The 18,920-nt window shown below is 38.4% G+C and carries 16 protein-coding genes and 4 pseudogenes; 6 read left to right on the forward strand and 14 right to left on the reverse strand.

The window, feature by feature from the left end; translation table 11 throughout:
* Positions 1 to 117 precede the first annotated feature (117 nt).
* Together JOC74_RS17035 and JOC74_RS17040 are read left to right on the forward strand one after the other, a co-directional pair.
* Positions 118 to 1,128 carry an NAD-binding protein gene (locus tag JOC74_RS17035; RefSeq protein WP_211086235.1) on the forward strand — a complete coding sequence of 337 codons (1,011 nt, stop codon included), beginning with the start codon at positions 118 to 120 and terminating at the stop codon, positions 1,126 to 1,128.
* 212 nt (positions 1,129 to 1,340) lie between these two features.
* Positions 1,341 to 1,916, forward strand: coding sequence for an NAD(P)H oxidoreductase (locus JOC74_RS17040; protein ID WP_053605781.1), 576 nt, complete (start codon positions 1,341 to 1,343; stop codon positions 1,914 to 1,916).
* A 69-nt stretch (positions 1,917 to 1,985) separates the two neighbouring features.
* On the opposite strand, the pseudogene JOC74_RS17045 reads toward JOC74_RS17040, so the two are convergent.
* The 4 genes and pseudogenes from JOC74_RS17045 to JOC74_RS17060 form a co-directional block, all read right to left on the reverse strand.
* A pseudogene (locus tag JOC74_RS17045) lies at positions 1,986 to 2,204 on the reverse strand (dihydrofolate reductase family protein); the annotation flags it as partial.
* Positions 2,205 to 2,318: 114 nt separating this feature from the next.
* A pseudogene (locus tag JOC74_RS17050) lies at positions 2,319 to 3,310 on the reverse strand (IS1595 family transposase).
* A gap of 415 nt (positions 3,311 to 3,725) precedes the next feature.
* Complete coding sequence (locus JOC74_RS17055) at positions 3,726 to 4,589, reverse strand: NAD(P)-dependent oxidoreductase (protein WP_053605779.1); 864 nt, start codon at positions 4,587 to 4,589, stop codon at positions 3,726 to 3,728.
* A 385-nt stretch (positions 4,590 to 4,974) separates the two neighbouring features.
* Positions 4,975 to 5,562 carry a TetR/AcrR family transcriptional regulator gene (locus JOC74_RS17060; RefSeq protein ID WP_053605778.1) on the reverse strand — a complete coding sequence of 196 codons (588 nt, stop codon included), beginning with the start codon at positions 5,560 to 5,562 and terminating at the stop codon, positions 4,975 to 4,977.
* A gap of 461 nt (positions 5,563 to 6,023) precedes the next feature.
* Here JOC74_RS17060 and JOC74_RS17065 point away from each other — a divergent pair, with 461 nt between their 5' ends.
* Complete coding sequence (locus JOC74_RS17065) at positions 6,024 to 6,638, forward strand: tyrosine-type recombinase/integrase (protein WP_312883836.1); 615 nt, start codon at positions 6,024 to 6,026, stop codon at positions 6,636 to 6,638.
* Positions 6,639 to 6,845: 207 nt separating this feature from the next.
* Here JOC74_RS17065 and JOC74_RS17070 read toward each other — a convergent pair whose 3' ends face one another.
* Positions 6,846 to 7,568 carry a GIY-YIG nuclease family protein gene (locus JOC74_RS17070; RefSeq protein ID WP_098945275.1) on the reverse strand — a complete coding sequence of 241 codons (723 nt, stop codon included), beginning with the start codon at positions 7,566 to 7,568 and terminating at the stop codon, positions 6,846 to 6,848.
* Positions 7,569 to 7,865: 297 nt separating this feature from the next.
* Between JOC74_RS17070 and JOC74_RS17075 the strand changes: the two genes are divergently transcribed.
* From JOC74_RS17075 to JOC74_RS17085, 3 genes are all read left to right on the forward strand, one after another.
* Positions 7,866 to 8,336: a hypothetical protein gene (locus JOC74_RS17075; RefSeq protein WP_053605776.1), complete on the forward strand. Its 471-nt coding sequence runs from the start codon at positions 7,866 to 7,868 to the stop codon at positions 8,334 to 8,336.
* A gap of 486 nt (positions 8,337 to 8,822) precedes the next feature.
* Positions 8,823 to 9,428 (forward strand): hypothetical protein, encoded by a 606-nt coding sequence (locus tag JOC74_RS17080; RefSeq protein ID WP_211086236.1) that lies wholly within the window; start codon positions 8,823 to 8,825, stop codon positions 9,426 to 9,428.
* A gap of 283 nt (positions 9,429 to 9,711) precedes the next feature.
* Positions 9,712 to 10,830, forward strand: coding sequence for a tyrosine-type recombinase/integrase (locus JOC74_RS17085; protein ID WP_053605774.1), 1,119 nt, complete (start codon positions 9,712 to 9,714; stop codon positions 10,828 to 10,830).
* Between the two features lie 394 nt (positions 10,831 to 11,224).
* Here the strand turns inward: JOC74_RS17085 and JOC74_RS24180 are convergent, their stop codons facing one another.
* From JOC74_RS24180 to tkt, 9 genes and pseudogenes are all read right to left on the reverse strand, one after another.
* Complete coding sequence (locus tag JOC74_RS24180; protein ID WP_312883837.1) at positions 11,225 to 11,392, reverse strand: hypothetical protein; 168 nt, start codon at positions 11,390 to 11,392, stop codon at positions 11,225 to 11,227.
* Positions 11,393 to 11,480: 88 nt separating this feature from the next.
* Positions 11,481 to 12,228: pseudogene (locus tag JOC74_RS17095) on the reverse strand (Tn3 family transposase); the annotation flags it as partial.
* Positions 12,219 to 12,389, reverse strand: a pseudogene (locus JOC74_RS17100) (HAD hydrolase family protein); the annotation flags it as partial. The pseudogenes JOC74_RS17095 and JOC74_RS17100, both read right to left, overlap by 10 nt.
* A gap of 45 nt (positions 12,390 to 12,434) precedes the next feature.
* Positions 12,435 to 14,135, reverse strand: coding sequence for a phosphoenolpyruvate--protein phosphotransferase (gene ptsP, locus JOC74_RS17105; RefSeq protein WP_376773412.1), 1,701 nt, complete (start codon positions 14,133 to 14,135; stop codon positions 12,435 to 12,437).
* Positions 14,136 to 14,161: 26 nt separating this feature from the next.
* Positions 14,162 to 14,431 carry a phosphocarrier protein HPr gene (locus JOC74_RS17110; protein WP_053605771.1) on the reverse strand — a complete coding sequence of 90 codons (270 nt, stop codon included), beginning with the start codon at positions 14,429 to 14,431 and terminating at the stop codon, positions 14,162 to 14,164.
* 104 nt (positions 14,432 to 14,535) lie between these two features.
* Positions 14,536 to 15,288: a sugar ABC transporter substrate-binding protein gene (locus JOC74_RS17115; protein WP_053605770.1), complete on the reverse strand. Its 753-nt coding sequence runs from the start codon at positions 15,286 to 15,288 to the stop codon at positions 14,536 to 14,538.
* 539 nt (positions 15,289 to 15,827) lie between these two features.
* Positions 15,828 to 16,496, reverse strand: a complete 669-nt coding sequence (gene fsa / locus JOC74_RS17120) for a fructose-6-phosphate aldolase (RefSeq protein ID WP_053605769.1) — start codon at positions 16,494 to 16,496, stop codon at positions 15,828 to 15,830.
* 45 nt (positions 16,497 to 16,541) lie between these two features.
* Entirely contained in the window at positions 16,542 to 16,808 is a 267-nt protein-coding gene (locus tag JOC74_RS17125; protein WP_053605768.1) for a phosphocarrier protein HPr, read from the reverse strand.
* A gap of 36 nt (positions 16,809 to 16,844) precedes the next feature.
* Positions 16,845 to 18,866 carry a transketolase gene (tkt, locus tag JOC74_RS17130; protein ID WP_053605767.1) on the reverse strand — a complete coding sequence of 674 codons (2,022 nt, stop codon included), beginning with the start codon at positions 18,864 to 18,866 and terminating at the stop codon, positions 16,845 to 16,847.
* Between the last annotated feature and the right edge of the window lie 54 nt (positions 18,867 to 18,920).

The following is an 18,920-nucleotide window of genomic DNA, read 5'->3' on the forward strand; positions in this document are numbered from 1 at the left end:
CCCTGCAGCTAAGTAAAGATCTTTTTGTTCAAGAATTTGCAAACCAAATGTGTTTGGTATACCCAATATAAAGGTTGTATTCAGTTTTGGACTACAAATGACCAGGAGGAAATTAACATGAAATCACGCATTTTAATCGCAGGTGGATATGGAGTTATCGGTACCAACATTGCTCGGAATATTAGAAAAATATACAAGGATGTCGAACTAATTCTGGCGGGGAGAAACCCGGAGAATGGGGAATCTCTCGCACAAGAACTGGGCGGTGCAAGAACCATCTATCTCGATTTGACAAATCCTCAATCATTAGAAGCAATTCGATTCGATCAGTTTGATCTCATTGTAGCCGCCTTGAAGGACCCGTTTGATATCCTTAGTCGCGCTGCTATTGAGCACAACATTGCTCATATTGGTCTCTCCGAAATGGCAGATGAAATTGTACCCATTTTATTTAAAGGGCTGCAATCGTCTCTAAAGCGTCCAATTGTTTTGTTGGCTCATCAAGATGCTGGTGTCATTACATTAATCGCCAAAAAGGCTGCAGATAAATTCAGTCAGATAAACTCAATCGAAATAGCTGGTGTTTACGATGATCTTGATCTGCTGGGCCCAATGAACCAAAGTGATTATGAAGACAGTTCAGGATTGACTGAACGTACACTTCTGCTTGAGAACGGAAAATGGATCTGGGTGGATCCTGCCATGTATGTGAGGAAAGTCCAGATAACAAAAGACCTTGTATTGAATGGTTTTCCAGTATCTTTACTTGATGTACCCAGTCTCGCAGCGATTACTAATGCGGCTAGTATCCGTTGGGATTACGTACAGGGCGACTCAATCGGGACAATAGCTGGGGATAATCCATCCCATGATACCTATATCGACATCGAGGGAACACTGCAAGATGGAGACACTGCCAAACATCGAATCGTTGTATCTGATCCAAAGGGTCAAGCGCACCTTGTTGGAATTGGCGTATTGGTTGGAATTGAGCGCATTTTTGGTCTAGGCGGGCAGGAGCCTGCTGCCGGCGGATTGCATTTGCCTGAAACGCTTGTGAACCCAGATGCAGCAATTTCACGTTTAGAACAATTCGGCGTCAAGATTTCAACCCATTCGATTAAGTAAAGTCAATGCTGTTTAGCATCGGCAGGAAATGCATGTGGAAATATGTAAAAACCGCCGCTGCGTCATAACCATGGAAAAAAGTTTGTAAAACGGATTAAACCAACGGATAGATGCTGATGTTTTCCTCTTCTTATTTTGATGAAAAAAATGTTTTAGTAGATGCCGGGTAGGTCTAAGTAAATAATAAATGGATTGAAAGAAGGCGAATAGGAATGAAAGTGCTGACAGTCGTTTCACACCCAAGGCAGGATTCTTTAACCTTTGCAGTTGCAAAGCGTTTTGAGCAAGGTTTAAAAGACGCAGGACATGAGACAGAAATATTGGACTTACATCGCATTGGTTTTGACCCTGTATTGTGGGAGGCTGACGAGCCAGATTGGTTAAAGAAAAACCAAACATTCTCTCCAGAGGTAGAGAGGGAAATCGCACGCATGAAGGAACATGATGCATTAGCTTATATTTATCCACTCTGGTGGTACAGTATGCCTGCCATGCTAATGGGGTATATCGAGCGGGTGTGGAACTATGGGTTTGCATATGGAACGAGCAAACTGCATCACGGGCGTGTACTGTGGCTGATTTTAGCAGGAGCATCGCCTGAACAATTAGCAAAAAGAGGATACGATAAGATGATCGAACATTTTCAAAATATAAGTTTAGCTAACTATGCGGGAATTGAAAATTCAAAAGTTGAATTTTTATATGAAACGTTAAAGAGAGATCCTGAACATATTAAAAGTTTGTTAGACCAAGCTTATAATCAGGGGTTTAATTACGCTAACGATTAATCGTGACTGTTCTAGTCAGGCATATTTATTTCAATAAAACCTTCCTTGTCAAAAAACGGAAGGTTTTTACCTTTTACCGGAACGTTTCGAAGGCACAGATGGCCAGTAACTGTGCATCATCTGATAAGTCCCACGCCCCCAAATGACAGTGTCGGCAGTACTCAGAATTTCTTTCGCGTGTTTCTCCAAATCAGCATCGTAGGAAACCCAGCCAATGTCCATTTCACCATTCGGCCCTTCTACAAAACCGTCAAGCGATGCGTGCAGAAATAGAACGAGTTTTCTCATTTTCAGTTCTCCTTTGTTCATGAGGGATATCTACATTATACATTTACTACATTTTAGCATAATTCAACTTGGGTTGTTTCTTATGGATTGCTAATCCCAAACCTGCCCGTTAGCTTAACAAGAATAAGCAGAAAGCCGAAGCTTTGTGTTCGTGTCGGTGACAGTAAACAGGCACGATTTGACCAACATATTTTTCTTATTCGATGAGGTATTCTCATATTCCTTGTTGTCTATATAACGGAACCAAGCCAAATAATTTTGCAAATATTTGGTTGCAACACCATTGAAGCGGTCCATCCATTTCTTCAAGCGGCTGTGATAGCTGTTTACGTTTTGGATATGGTAAACGCCTTTGACACGTTGTTTTCCGTCGGACTTAAATCAGTAATGAGCCAAGCCCTTTGCATTCGCATAGGAGCTGAATGCCCGCCAGGAATCCGTGCAAAGCACGTTTGAATCCGATAGATAACCGCCAATCGCCTCATCTAATTTCGTTGTCCGAATGCGACCGCGCCCAAGAACGCCAGAGTACGTCATTTTCTGACGGTCACGGGCAACGAGGACACATACTTGGTCCTTGCTTATGCCACGATATTTGGCTTTTCCGCCTCGTTTACGTGGCTTGCGTTCGGTGATGTTCCACTTGCCCTTTTCCGAGTACAGAAAGTAGGTCTCGTCCATTTCAACGATACCTTGGAATGATTCGGTTGGAATCTGTTTCAGGGCAGCAAGTATCTTATGTCGCCAGTAAAACAAGGTGACATATGTGTGGCTTCGTCGTTTAATTGCTCGGCACATTTTCTCAGCGAATAGCCCTCAATCATGCATTCAATAAAACGAACCCACACATGAGGTCTTCTCGTTCGTTGAAGAGGTGTGTTTGTAAGGTCATTAAAGGTTTGGCGACAGGATTTACAGCGGTAACGCTGACGTTTAACCTCTCCAGCACGTGTTTTTACGGCGTACTTCCCAAAACGAACGACAGAATGGGTTTTGCAATGCGGACAAACAAGCCCATCTTTGTGCTTCTGCTCTTGGATTTCGTCAATTGCTCGAACGGGAGCCGACACACCCTTGGTTCGGGATTGCAAAAAGAAGGAAAACATACGCTAAGAGAATTTTTTGTAAGAGATGAAATGATACAGGTTCATATAGCTAAAATACAAGGATTAGAGGTTAATGAAGCTTTTGAACAGACAAGAAATATGTTTCAGTCTTTACCTGTTAGTAAATATCCGTCTTTAGTTGAACTTGCCAAGCTTTTTTAGCTCCTTTAAATGGGGTAGTACCAGCGTAGCTGACACCACCCGCAAACGTATGGATATAAATGTAAAGAATCCTCTGATTTCTGATTTCGAGAGTTCTTTTTTATGGGTAATTATAATTTGATCAACTATCGTTCTCCGTTAACGAAGCAAAGCTGCCAATTGAATTGGCAGCCTTGTCATGGTTGAGATAAGCCTACTGCTCTGACAGTTCGCACGTTGAGTTTCTTGTTCTTTTGACGCCACTTCAGCCGATTTACCGTAGTACCTTGATGAGGGCGCCGAGTTCCTCGTTTCCGTAGCCCATGTCCAAGGCCTTCTGAAAAATCCCCATGGCGAACGTTGGAAATTCATTGTTAATTCCAGCTTCATGAGCTTGTTCCATAAATAATTTGATTGTTTTCATACACATATCGATAGCACTTTGAGGATTCTTATAATCTTCTTTTTGAATAACCTCACTCTCATACTTAACCATCTGTCCTAGAATAGGTGAGATATTCGCAATCATTGATCCTAGAGAATCGACTGGAATTCCCTCCGATTCAAAGATTCTTGCACCATGAAAGAAACCTGTCATTGAACCAAACATATTTGAAAGCACAGCTAAATCCCACGCAGCAGCAGCTCCTACCTGCTCACCCATAAAACTTACATTTCCCGCGAGAATCTTAAGAACTTCTTCATTTTGCTGGAATGCATCTTTAGCACCCGATACAAAAATAGGGGTATCCGCTTTCCCCATTTGGCTAGGAGTTGCTAAGATGGCACCATCTAGATATTTAGCACCTCTCTCATGTGCCCATGCTTCATTGTCTCGTGCTTCTTGGGGTGTACCTGTGCTCATCTGAACGATGCCTCGATCAGCCAGAGTTGAGAAAACCTCGTCAGTATCCAAAATCTTATACGTAGTATCGTAGTTGCTGACACAAATGATAACCACAGGACTCGCGCTTACCGCACTCGCTACACTAGATGCTAAAATGGCGCCTTGTTGAATTAGTTTTTTAGCTTTCTCACTTGATCGATTCCAGACTGTAACGCTTTTACCGTTTTGAATCAAAGTTTGGGCAATTGCTGTACCCATTGGACCCAAACCGATAACTGTAACATTACTCATACTATTTCCTCCTTGTGCTAAGTTCAATTTTCTTCACTCCACCAACTATGGACACACGTAACGAAAAAGAGTTAGGCCCTAAACCTCCTGTCCTGCGTTCGTCACATTGCTGCTAGAACTATGTAGATTAAAAATAAATAAGACTAAACAGTATCGTACACCAGATAAGATACTACACCGTTTAGTCTTATGTCAATGGGATTCGTAAAAAGTTTTTCGTATCACGGACGAATTTACTCCTAGAAATTTCACTAGCCCTGTTGGTATACTCCTGAAAATCAAAATTGCCCCAACAGAATCGCATTAAAATAACCAAGTGTTATTCCAATGAAATTCAAAAGGGGCAATTCAAATTGGTGTTAAGAAAAGTCTTGATTATGAATGTTTAAAGCTTCTCATGAACATTCGGAAGATGTAGGTCAATCAGATATGTTGTAATTGTTTTGAGTTGGACTGCAGAGCCCTCCAATCCTAGAACCGGGATTGAAGAATAAGCTCCATTGATCACCATCAGAATCTGATCTGTCCAACCATCATCACTTACACCCGCCTGCTGGCTCAGACGAGACAATAGCGATCGTAATGTACGATTGTATTCTAACGAAAACTTGTGCGCAGGATGATTTTCTTCAGAGAATTCTGTAAATGCATTCAAAAAGGGACAACCCCGGTAATATTCAGGCGTTAATAATTCAATCGTGGCGTCAATCAATGCCATCAACTGTGCTTTTGGCGATCCTTCATGCTGAGTGATAGCCTTATCAAAATGTTGCCAAATGTGATCATCGACTTCCTTAAGATATGCCATAATTAAATCATCTTTGGTTGGAAAATGTCGATAAAGAGTTGCCTTACTTACACCAGATCGCTCAACAATTGTATCCATACTAATTGAACGGATGCCCTCACGATAAAACAAATCGGAAGCCACATCCAGTAAGCGCTGGCGTGCGGAAGAACGTGCTGGTATCATTTCTTTCACCTGACCAATCTCAAATGTTTATTTTCTCAGAACTTGTTTCTTCGAAAAAGACGAAACCGTTCAGTATTTAAGTATATCACGTGTGATCACCTCAATCAAAAGGAAGAACTAATAAGAGGCCAGTACGGGTGTGGCCACCTGTAGTGAGAAGCGCCGTACTCAGCTGGTCGGAGAGGTTTTCAGCAAGCGGCCGTCGCGCAGGCGAAGGTATCGCTAGCGGCCTCGATCTATCGTTCTTCGTCCCTCGGTTTTAAGGGTTTTGTAAGAAAATCATATCTTACCGGGGGAACTTAATGATAAGTTCAAAACATAACTAATCTCTTGTACTGAAAAACCAGTCCCCCTAAAGGACTAGTTCACGCGGCGTTTATTCAACTATTGTACCCGTTAGCTTAGGAACCTTCATTTAATGAAGTTCCGTTTTTGATTTTGTAAATGGAACATTGAGCTTTGTGAGACTTATATTGTCTAAAATGTACAACTTATATATACTAATTTCAAGTGATAAGTTCCGATACTCACCAACAGAAGAAGAACTAAAACGTTACTACGATGTGGTCTGGAAGGCGAAAAACTTTCAAGATATGATGATTGTCAAAACATTACTATATACGGGTGTTCGGGTAAGTGAATTAATCAATATTCAGCTAATCGATGTAGATTTCAACTACTGCCAGATCCGCATTAACAAAGGAAAAGGAAGCAAGGACCGTATTGTTCCTTTTCCTCATTCATTTAAAGAGACGCTCGCTATGCACGCTGATTCTATGAGGAAAAAGCATGCGATCTATTTGTTTGAATCCTCATGGAAGAAGAAATATACGGATCGAGGTGTTCGTAAAATATTGGCTAAATACTCAGAAGAAGCAGGGCTTGCCCAAAGCCTGTCGCCACACAAGCTACGTCACTTCCTATTAACTTGGTTGAAAAAGCAAGGAATCGATGATGCTTTGATTCAACCTTACTCAGGCCATGAAAGCAGAAAATCCTTGGAGGTCTACTCAAAGCTGGCTATTACAGATGCCCAACAAGAATATAACGAAGTAATCAATAGATTTCCAATTTAATTCCACCCAATTTGCGGGTGGTGTCAGCTACGCTGGTACTACCCCAAGGAGGAAAGAAAATATTTGCACTATTACTACCTCCGTACCTTTCTTTCCATTCAATTGATTAATCCGAATAGCAAATAAAAACCATCATTTTGAAAAAAAGATTGATCAAAATATGGTTTTTTTGAATTTAATTATCAATTTTTTATATTAAAATTTTGATCATTTCTTAGCCTTTTGATACTCTTTTATCATCTTAACAAATCCAAGAAGAAAATGTATATTGCGAGGTAATTTAAGTTCTGAAAATAAACTGCTGGTGTAATTCATCCTCTTACGATTATTTGAAAGGCTTAAAAAAACTTCTGTTCCTTTTATCTTATCTAATATTAAGTTCGCAGCTTTTTCGTAGTCAGCATTTTTGAAAATATGTTTATCCATTATATTACCAGGCATTCTATTATAACCATTTTTAAATGAATCATAAGCTCTTATTGCATTATCCTCTAACTCATTTAGCGATGAAAATGATGTATTCTCTAAAGGAATTAAACTAATACTAAATTCATCCCCTAAACTATAATCCTTATATATTTCAGCATTTCCTGCATTTATAACAAAGTGCTGATAAGCCCTGTCGAATATTCTTTCTGCTTGTCCAACGTAATAAATATCTTTTACACAATTATGTATGATATAAATACCAGAGAAATTATAAATACCTCGTCTCTCTCTTACATTTTTATTTCTAAATTCAAGCAACTCTTGTGGAGTAACTTTTATCATTTTTTTTCTTAGTTCATCTAACTCTTTTCTCACAATTCCTTTATTCCCATTTCGTTCAATTTCAGTTGTCATTTTATAAAAATATGACGGCGATATTTCAAAAGGTTTATAATTACTTAAAACATGCCTTATCCAATTTAGTTCATCTTCTGTTAGCATATAATCACCTATCTAGATATTCTTATTTTGCTAAGAGGGGTATCGCCCTGGCGGTACCCCATGAAGAAATGTACTTAAGTTAAAGTTACAGGTCAAGAATAATAAGGAAATAAAAGGCTATCTGAACGAAAAAAGTAGTTCTTCATATCATTAAAAATTAGAGCAGATAGACCATTTCAAAAAGCCCTAGGTAGTTTGCTTGTGCAATTTAAAACTCCTTTTCATAGAGTACTAGAGAATAAGCAATATGTCACCAATGGATCTTAAATCTCAAATGTAAAAAAGGGGTAATGATATATGTGTGTAATTAAACGGAGATCGGCTTTTAGAGCTACTGGTGTTAATCAAAGCCTACCAGCTAATAATACGGTAAAAGTTAATTTTCCAAATCAACAATTCGATCTGGCAAATGAATACGATGCAGCTACATCTACATTTATTCCAGCAATTGATGGAGTATACATTATACAAGCAACTATTACATTTCAGACTAATTTTAATGATAGAAACCTTAATTTTTTTGCGAGAGCAAATATTCGGTTGAATGGCAACTTTGTTAAAGGTGTTGATACCGGTTACCGACTTGCAGCAAATTTAGTAGGAAACCAAAACCTTCCTAATACTGTAACCGTTTCTACTATCGTTCAGCTGGAAGCGGGTGATCGTGTGGATGTAACTGCTATAAGTAGTACAGCCGTGAATATTACACCAGAAATAAGTGTAGAAGATAATATAGAAGCAACTTATTTTACAGCAGCTAGATTATGATTACCGTTCTGTATAAAATGACTATAGTATGCAACCAACTTGTTCATCTAAAGGATAGGATAGCTTTTGTTTGCAGTATGTAAAAAGAAATTCAATTTAGATTGTCTTTTCAAGGGCATAGTAACCACACCATCCCACTAAGCTTTTCGGTATATCGTAGCTTAGCTCCCTCTACCCCTATTTGCGGTATCCCGTAAAATCAATAGAAAAAAGTTTTCGATGAAAAAATCTTAATCCACTGGCGAGAGTGTAAACTAAACTGTGTAAGTGTGAGAGCGTACGGCTCTTGCTTCCCAGTTTTGTTTTTTTATTGATAGAATAGAAACAAATGAATGGGGAGGTTTACATTCTGGCTAAATCAAAACGGGATCCAAAATCTGTAGAGTTAGCGAATCGAATTCTGGAAAATTATCAGCTGGAAACGGCGGAAGATATGCAAAATGCTCTTAATTCCAAGGTATGTGCCACATGAAGTTAAGGATTCTTATGGAGGAAAATGTTGAAACGGAATTGAAACAAAGAGCATATTATCTTGGTGCTCCTTTGACTTCTGTTATAATACTGCATTTAGTTCTGTATTCGAGTTCATTTTCTGCTTCAAAAGCAAATCTTGATTTATTTAAAGGAACAAAAAGTATTCAAATCAATTTTAGAGATTACGTTGTTAATTTGTACAATGATAAGCCTAGGTATAATCATCAACTTCATTTTCTCATCTCCTACCACCTAAATAAGGTTGTCAAGAAGACAAACGAACAGTGGAAATCCTTCAAAGCCGATAAGAAGCAGCGATTGATTTTTAATACCTATTTGATAGACAAGCAGATTATAAACAATATAAAAGACTTTAAAGATAAAACGGGATTGTCTTTAACTGTTATTATAAACTATGCAGCAATCTTAGATCTACAAGATCAAATTTCCAATGTAGTGGGGGATAAACAACCACAAGGGTTTCAATTGTCAGAAAGCATTATCGGCAATTTAACACAAGAATGCGAGAATAAAAATTTGAAATTAGGGTATTTGTTAGGGGAAAAGTTAGAAATTTTAATCAATTCCCTCTCGAGGTCTTTAAAAGTAAGAGCTTAGGTTTTTTCCTAGAGGAGTACTTTCTAAGATGCTCCTCTTTGATGGCGATGAAAAGATTTTTAAATTAAACCTTATTAATAGTTAATATAATTAATTCATTAGATCATTTGACGGAACGTTAGTTCGTGATTTATACTTATTTTTAATAGTCAAGATAAGGATGCATTATCTTGAATAACCATCCTTTTATTTACATATTCCAAAATTAAGTAAGTTCATGAAATAAAGTAAGTTACTTATTAAAAAATACTCAATCGACTTGATCATGGAGAGGGAGGGTTACATGAATCATTTGGAAATCTTGAATCAAGCCAAAAAAAGTGATGAACTTCAAACCTTCATACAAAATTTAGAAATCAATCACTTTTTAGATGAGAACCGAAATTTGAATCTCTCAAATGCTAGTGAACGAGATTTTATTGAGTTGTTCTTCTATTCCAGGATCTTCATCAAAGGGAAGGAACTATCGAAGCATACCATTCGGGCCTACAGAGGAGATGCGAAAACCCTTCTGGATTTTCTTTCGACACATAAGCTCTCTTTTCGAGACATCGGGTATCCAGAAGTAAAAGTGTACAACGATTACATTACAGAGAAATACGCAGCAAAGACTGCGGTCCGAAAATTAGAGTTTTTTCGGCGGCTGCTCGATTTTGGGTTTGATACGAGCTATTACTCCTCCCCTCTTTCCAGATGGATTCATAAACCAGCCGTTAGACGCGGCCACTATTTGAACGAGGAGAACAAAAACCGTGTACAGCTACGGGAACTCACCCAAGAAGATGCGGAAAATCTCATCGATTATTTTCCTAAGGTCGTACGAACACAAACCTACAGGAGACATCTCCAACAGCGAAACCTTTTGCTGGGTTATCTTCTCTATACTACAGGTTTACGAGCGAGTGAGTTCGTAAGCTTAAATAAAGGAAGTTTCTATTATCGAAAGGGTGAACTTTGGGTCGATGTCATTGGGAAGGGAAGGAAACATCGAGAGGTTCCTGTACGGGTAGAGACGGAAATGGAGCTCTTACGATACCTTGAAATGTGGGAAGGTTCAAGTGAGATCAATCCACGTGATGAGACCCCCTTATTTTATTCTCTATATAATAAGGAAGAAACTCGTCAGAGAATTACTTATAATCACCTCTATAAGATTGTTAAAGAGGTGGTCCGAATCGCTGGGGCGAACCAAAAGATCAGTCCTCATTGGTTCCGACATACGTTCGTTACGACAATGCTCGAGAACGAAGTACCACTGGTGGATGTGAAAGAATGGGTGGGTCACTCTGATATCTCAACCACAAACATTTACCTCGATCGAGTGAACAAGGGTAAGAGTTATCAACGTCTCAAGAAGGTCTCGCTTTTTGAAAACAAAAATTCACCGTCGCAAGAATATTAGGCCCGACACGACCAAAAAAAGAAAAATTGCACGTCAAGGAAATATTTTTACACATAAAAACCCGATTCTCACGTATTTAAGAATCGGGTTTTTATTACTTTCTTTTTATTTTTGTTTTGATCGATCATAATATTGAACTTGATTTATGGGATTGTTTGGTATGATGATTATAATAACTCGATCGAGGTGGTTGATTTGTCAGGGTTGAAAGAGTATGTAGGATCAATTATTCGGATGTTTAGAGAGTCAAAGGGTCTAACTTTAATAGAATTAGCTAATGATTTAGATGTTACTATTAGGCCTAGTGACAGGGTAGCTGCTCTAGTCCGCAGGATTTATTCCAATAAAAGTAATTTACTTATTTAATATGGTAATGAAAAAGAAATCCTTGAAATTACCATGAGAGTCCTAATTCATCGCAATAAACATCTGCTTCAATAAAACAATTCCTCATATCAGCCTCACTATCTAATTCACCGAGAATATCATACACTGTCTTTTTTAACGCATCGACAGTTGTATAAGGGACGTAGATTATATACTCGTTAGCTATGATCTCCATTTTGTAATTATCTTTTAGGAACTGCTCGACACTTTCTCTTACCTTTCCTTTACTACGTACAAATTTATTGTTATTTTCTATTCGCAGCCACATTCTTATTTTTGCAGTGAGAAAGCCTAGAAATATTATCCTCATCAAGAACGTTGCCACGATTGCGAAGAACTTGTAGTGCGGATTCCATATAACGAGTATTCCAGACTACAATAGCATTTACGACTAAACCCAATGCACCTAATTGATCTTCTTGGCCGTCTCGATAGGATTGATGAAGCTCTCCTCGCTTTCCGTAAAATACAGCCCTTGCCAAACTATGTCTTGCTTCTCCTCTATTTAATTGTGTTAGAATTTTGCGACGATAGTTCTCATCATGTAAGTATAATAGTAGATAACGTGTCTTAAAAATCCGCCCAAATTCTCCGATTGCTCGTCCTAACATGGTAGGTTTTCCATTCTGTTGCAACGCCTGAATAAGATGAGTTGCATTTACTTTATTAAGTTTAAGAGAGCCAGCAACTCGAAGCATATCCTCCCAATGACGGTGTATCAAGTCTTCACGAATACGACTTTTGGATAACTGATTCAGAATTCCATAGTCTGACGTGGAATGGAAACGCCAAAGACGTGACTCACCAACATCAGCTAAACGTGGGCTAAATTGATAACCTAACAATCCAAAGAGCCCAAAGATGATATCACTATAACCAGCTGTATCGGTCATAATTTCTCTTGGCTGTACGACCTGTACCGAAATATTTAGGGTTGGGACCGGAATGTACAGATTTCACTGGAGTGACAAAACGCAATCCATCCGCGGAAGCAACCTCGCCACCTCCCCATATAAGTCTTCAAACATGAATGGGGCACGTCCCGTTGCGATTGCTACTTCATGTCCTTTCTCTTTTAAAGCTTGAATTGCCTCTTTTGTTGAAAGAAGTATTTTCTTGTCATGGTTAAGTAGTGTTCCATCTATATCAAAAAAGATCATCTTCCCAGTCATTTTATCACCTCATTAATTATTTATGAGATTTCCATATTTCTTTGTTTAAAATCGATTTTTAATCAAAGAAACGACTTCTTCTGTTGTGGTCATGGAAAGAATGGATTCTACATACTGTTCAATGTCTTCCTTTGATAACTGACTGATTTGGGAACGAGCTTTTAAAATGGATGTAGCACTCATGGAGAACTCATCTAATCCTAATGCAAGTAGAATGGGAATCGCAATTTCATCCCCCGCCATCTCCCCACACATGCCTACCCATTTTCCTTCTTTATGGGCAGCTTTAATCACCATATGAATGAGACGGAGAATAGCTGGATTGTATGGCTGGTATAAGTACGATACCCGCTCATTCATACGGTCAGAAGCTAATGTATATTGAATCAGATCATTTGTTCCGATTGAGAAAAAATCCACTTCTTTTGCAAAAAGATCAGCTATTACCGCTGATGATGGTATTTCCACCATCATTCCTACTTCTATGTTCTCAGAAACAGTTATTCCCTCACATTCAAGCTTCTCTTTTTCTTCTATTAAAATTGCTTTTGCTTGGCGGAACTCATCAAGTGTGGCAATCATAGGGAACATAATTTTTAAGTTTCCATAGATACTCGCACGTAATAAGGAGCGTAACTGTGTTCGAAATATATCCTGTGATTCTAAGCATAAACGAATCGCACGATACCCTAAAAATGGGTTCATTTCTTTTGGTAAATCAAGATATGGAAGTTCTTTATCTCCCCCGATATCTAACGTACGAACCACTACCGGCTTGCCTTCCATTTGCTCTAACACCGATTTATATGCGTCAAACTGCTCTTCTTCTGTAGGTAGCTGGTCACGACCCATGTATAAAAATTCTGTCCGGTATAAACCGACTCCTTCCCCGCCATTTTTCAAAACCCCTTTTACATCTTCAGGTGTCCCAATATTGGCTGCAAGTTCAACATGGTGAGCATCAGCTGACACCGTATGCTCATTTACAAGCTTTGTCCACTCGGCTTTTTGAGCTAAATACATAGCTTTTTTCTCTTCGTATGTTTTTACGACTTCTGGAGTCGGATTTACAATTACCTTGCCATCTATCCCATCAACAATAACTAAGGTGCCGTTTTCGATATGTCCTGTGACTGTTTTCGTTCCGACAACAGCTGGAATTTCCATAGATCTAGCCATGATCGCTGAATGAGATGTACGGCCTCCAATATCGGTTGTAAAACCTTTTACATATTGACGATTTAATTGGGCTGTATCTGAAGGTGTTAAATCTTCCGAAATGATAATAACCTCTTCGAAAATCATACTCGGATTTGCAATCGTGACCCCTAAAAGATGAGCTAATATACGTTTTGTCACGTCACGGATATCTGCGGCACGTTCTTTCATATATTCATTGTCCATGGATTCAAACATAGTAATGAACATAGTTGCCACTTCATGTAAAGCAAATTCAGCATTTACTCGTTCACTTTTAATTTTATCTTTAATAGGATTACTAAGCTCTGGGTCACTTAACACAAGAAGATGTGCAGCAAAAATCGCTGCTTTGTCTTCTCCAAGTTCTTTACGAGCATGCTCTTTAATCACTTCAAGCTCTGCTTTTGATTGCGTAAGCGCTTCTTCGAAACGACCTACCTCTGCATCAATATCCGTTACTACTGTTTTTTCTATTGTTAATTCTGGGGTTTCTAAGCGAAAAGCTTTGGCAATTGCAATACCCTCTGATGCAGCAATTCCAATCATTGTCTTTGTTATATCAATTGTATTTGTCACCATACACCAAGCCCTTCTTGTTGCATGACCATATCAATGCTTTCGATTACTTGTACTGAATCGTACCCTTCAGCAGTGACTTTCACTTTTGCACCTTCAGGGATTCCAAGTGACATCACACCAATAATTGATTTTAAATTAATTTGTTTGTTTTTATACTCAATAAAAACTTCTGAAGTAAATGAAGTAATTGTGTTTACTAATAATGTTGACGGACGAGTATGAAGTCCTGATCCACTTGTAATGGTATAGATTTTTTCGACCATAATTGTAATCCTCCACTCTTGTTGATGAAGATGCGATTAAACTTGCAAATGAATCCGAATTTGGTATTGCATGTCTTGTAGGTACCAATTAGACTGAAATATCTCTATTTTAATCTAGTTGTTAAAAAATCTATTCTTTCTTCCGAATTCTCTTTGATCATAATATCCACTCCACTATCAATCCTTTTTTCAAGTTGGTCTCCCATTATCGCTTTAAGTGCTTTCTCAACGCTTATATATCCCATGTCATAAGGATTTTGAGCTATAGTAGCACTTATCCTTTCCTCTTCAACTTCCTTTAACATCTTCATGGTACCATCCGTTCCAACGACTGGGATCTGAAGCTCTTTTTCTGTAAATTCTTTCAAGGTATCGATCGCAATTATATCCTTAGCAGCAAACACACCATTGATGTTAGGAAACGTCTGCAAAATATTTCTGACTGCTAACTTTACTTCCCCCGATTCGTTATCAGCCGGCAATTCCTTGACAACCCCGATCCCAATAGCTTCCAAAGCATCCCTAGCACCTTTCAGACGCTTAACCATATCAGGATTGACGATAGTTGAATGAATAAGTGCTACCTGACTCCCAGGCTGCAACATAGAGCCCAATAGTGCTCCTGCTTTTTTACCTAATTCATAGTGATCTGTCCCTATATACATTGTCTGTCCATTCCAATCTGCTTCTGTATCCACAAGCAATACAGGAATATTGTTCTTCTTATATTCCTCTAAAATAGGAATAGTCGCAGAAGGTTGAATCGAGGCAACGATCAGTGCATCCGGCTTTGTTTTTAGAACATTTTTTAGTATATCTACTTGTTCTGAGACTTGTGATTCCCAAATCAGGAGCAATCACTTGACCATCTATTTTAAAATCTTGAAAGGCTTTTTTTGCTCCAGCCCCTACTATTTTCCAATACTCTGACTCAGATTCTATTGCTTTTAAAACGACAACAACCTTAGGCTTCTTGTCATTACATGAGAATTTACAATATATATTAATAAAGTAGAAATAGCGACAGCGTAAATAAGTTGAAATATCAAGCGCTTTTTAAACTTAACCATCCATCTACTTCCCCCATAAATTGAAAAGTCAATTACCTATTCCAAAGTTTTTTGAACTGTAAACAGATAGGTCAAAACATCAACAGCCTACTGTCTTTTGATAAGACCTTAGGCTGTCTACTTAAAAAAACTCTTTAAACATGTATTCTTTACAATCTATCTAACTCATTAATGCTACAATTATTTTTATCTAATTTATACAAAGAAGAAATTGAAAATCGAATCTAACCAGGGTTCTTTCTATATATATCTATATTTTATTAATATTTGGTTACTTTATTTCTGAAACCTCTATTAAAAGTCATTCATTAATTCAAGAAAATTATTTATTTGTTACTGGCTTTTTCCCAATCAGTAGAGAATTTCTCCAGCCCTTGATCTGTTAGTGGATGCTTAGAAAGCTGCTCAATGACACTATAAGGAAGAGTTGAAATGTGAGCACCAACCATAGCTACACGAGTTACATGATCTGGATGTCGAACAGAAGCTGCAATAATTTGTGAATCCAAGTGGTGAACACGGAATAATTCAGCAATTTTGGCTACTAATTGTACACCATCTTCAGAAATATCATCCAAACGCCCTAAGAATGGAGAAACATATGTGGCACCTGCACGTGCAGCCAAGAGTGCTTGGTTTACAGTAAAGATAAGCGTAACGTTGGTTTTAACACCTTTATCTGCAAGATAACGGCAAGTCTCTAAACCAGCTAATGTCATAGGAAGTTTAATTGTAACTTTCTCATCCCCGCCGTTGATTTTGATTAGCTCTTCAGCTTGAGCAATCATTTCTTCAGCTGTCACAGCATCAGGAGTTACTTCAGCCGATACAGATTCTACACGTGGAACTGCTTGGCAGATTTCTGTAATACGATCTTCGAATTTCACACATTCTTTCGCCACTAAAGAAGGATTAGTGGTAACCCCTGATAAAATCCCCAAGTTATAAGCCTTTTTAATGTCCTCAACATTTGCTGTATCAATAAAAATTTTCATATTACCCTCCATATTTCATTTGTATTATTAAATTTAAAATTGATTTTATACACCTAGGCCTTCTTCTTTCATCTTTTCATCAATACTTGATATCACTTGTACTGCATCATATCCTTGAGCAATTATTTTAATTTTTTCCCCCTGTGGGATTCCTAGTGACAATACACTCATAATGGATTTTAAATTCACCTGTTTTCCTTTATACTCAAGTATCACTTCTGAAGAAAATTGCGTAACCGTGCTAACTAATAAGGTCGCAGGTCTTGCATGAATTCCAGAATCGCTAGTTATTGTAAAGATTTTTTCAACCATTTTTATCCCTCCGTCTCTTAAAAAACACTTTTCATTTTATAAGTGTAAAGACTTCAATAATTCTTTTACTTTTGACACCACATTCTCTACGGTAAAACCGTATTCCTTCAAGACCTTGGATTCTGCACCCGAAGCACCGAAACGATTAATGGCTAACACGTCCCCATGGTCTCCTACATAACGATCCCACCCTAAAGATGATCCCATTTCGATTGCTAATCGCGCCTTTACATGGGACGGAAGAACCAATTCTTGGTAATCCTTGGATTGGTTTTCAAATCGATCCCAAGACGGAAAACTAATGACGGATACAGGGATGTTTTCCTTGGCCAATTCACTCTGTGCTTCTAAAGCTAACTGCACTTCTGAACCCGTTGCCAACAAGAGTGCCTGCGGTGTATCAGTTTCAGATTTGGAAACCACATATGCCCCTTTTCCGACGCCCTCATAGGCATGTTCCTTCGTTCCAGCTATTGTAGGGAGATTTTGGCGAGACAAGATCAGCGCCGTCGGAGTTTCAGTAGATTCCACCGCGATTTGCCAAGCCGCCACTGTTTCATTTCCATCTGCTGGACGAATCACGCTAATATTCGGTAATGCTCTTAAAGAAGCAAGTTGCTCAATCGGTTGGTGAGTTGGACCGTCTTCTCCTACCGCAACACTGTCATGCGTAAAGACATACGTGACTGGCAAGTTCATTAAGGCTGCTAAACGAATCGCAGGACGAAGGTAGTCCGAGAATACAAAAAATGTACCGCCGAACACCTTAAGACCGCCATGAAGAGCCATTCCATTTAACGCTGCCCCCATTGCAAACTCACGTACACCAAACCAAATGTTACGTCCAGCGTAATCAGTTGCAAAAAAATCACCAGCATCTTTAATAGTTGTTTTGTTTGAACCTGCTAAATCAGCCGATCCTCCAAAAAATTGCGGTACTGCTTTTGCAATGGCATTTAATGCCTCACCTGAAGATGCCCGTGATGCTAAGCTTGTCCCACTTTCATACGATGGTAATTGATCTATCCAGCCTTCAAGCAGTTTCCCTTCGATTGAGTTATCTAATTTTTTCGATAATTCAGGATACTCTTTTTTATAGGCAGCATATAATGTATTCCACTCTTCTTCTTTCCTTTGCCCTTTCTCTACTACAAGTGATTGAAAATGTTTATACACCTCTTCAGGAACATAAAAGTCTTCTTCAAATGTCCAATTATATGCCTCTCTTGTCAGCTTAATTTCTTCTTTTCCAAGTGGTGAACCATGTACATCAGATGTACCCGCATAGTTTGGTGAACCATAACCAATCGTTGTTTTCACTTCAATCAATGTAGGCCGATCTAGATCATTCTTTGCTTCTTCAATTGCTTGATTAATTTCAACTAAATTATTACCGCCTTCTACACGAATTACTTGCCATCCGTATGCTTTAAAACGATTTTCTACACTTTCAGAGAAGGAAAGGTTTAAGTCTCCATCGAGTGAAATATCGTTTGAATCATATAACACGACAAGTCGTCCTAATTTCAGATGTCCTGCTAGTGAAGCTGCTTCAGCAGAAACACCTTCCATCATATCTCCATCTCCGCAAATGCTATAAGTAAAGTGATTAATTAGTTCATAACCGTCTTTATTAAATGTTGCTGCTAAATGACGTTCAGCCATCGCCATCCCGACTGCCATTGCAATTCCTTGTCCAAGTGGTCCTGTAGTTGCTTCTACACCAGGAGTATGTCCAAATTCAGGGTGTCCAGGTGTTTTACTACCCCATTGACGGAAATTTTTAATATCTTCCATCGATAAATCATAACCAGATAAGTGTAATAAGCTGTACAGTAACATCGATCCATGCCCAGCTGATAAAACAAATCGGTCTCTATTAAACCATGTTGAATTATTTGGATTATGATTCATATGATTTGTCCATAATTCATATGCCATAGGAGCTGCTCCCATAGGTAGACCAGGATGTCCTGAGTTGGCCTTTTCGATGGCATCTATTGATAAGGTACGAATCGTATTAATTGCAAGTTCATCCATTACATTAAAATTATCCATAAATATCAACTCCTCTTTTTATTAATTTATTAGAAAACGTTTACTTTAACTAAT

The sequence above is a fragment of the Bacillus capparidis genome, assembly GCF_017832095.1.
In the GTDB taxonomy this organism is placed as follows: Bacteria; Bacillota; Bacilli; order Bacillales; family Bacillaceae; genus Bacillus; species Bacillus gobiensis.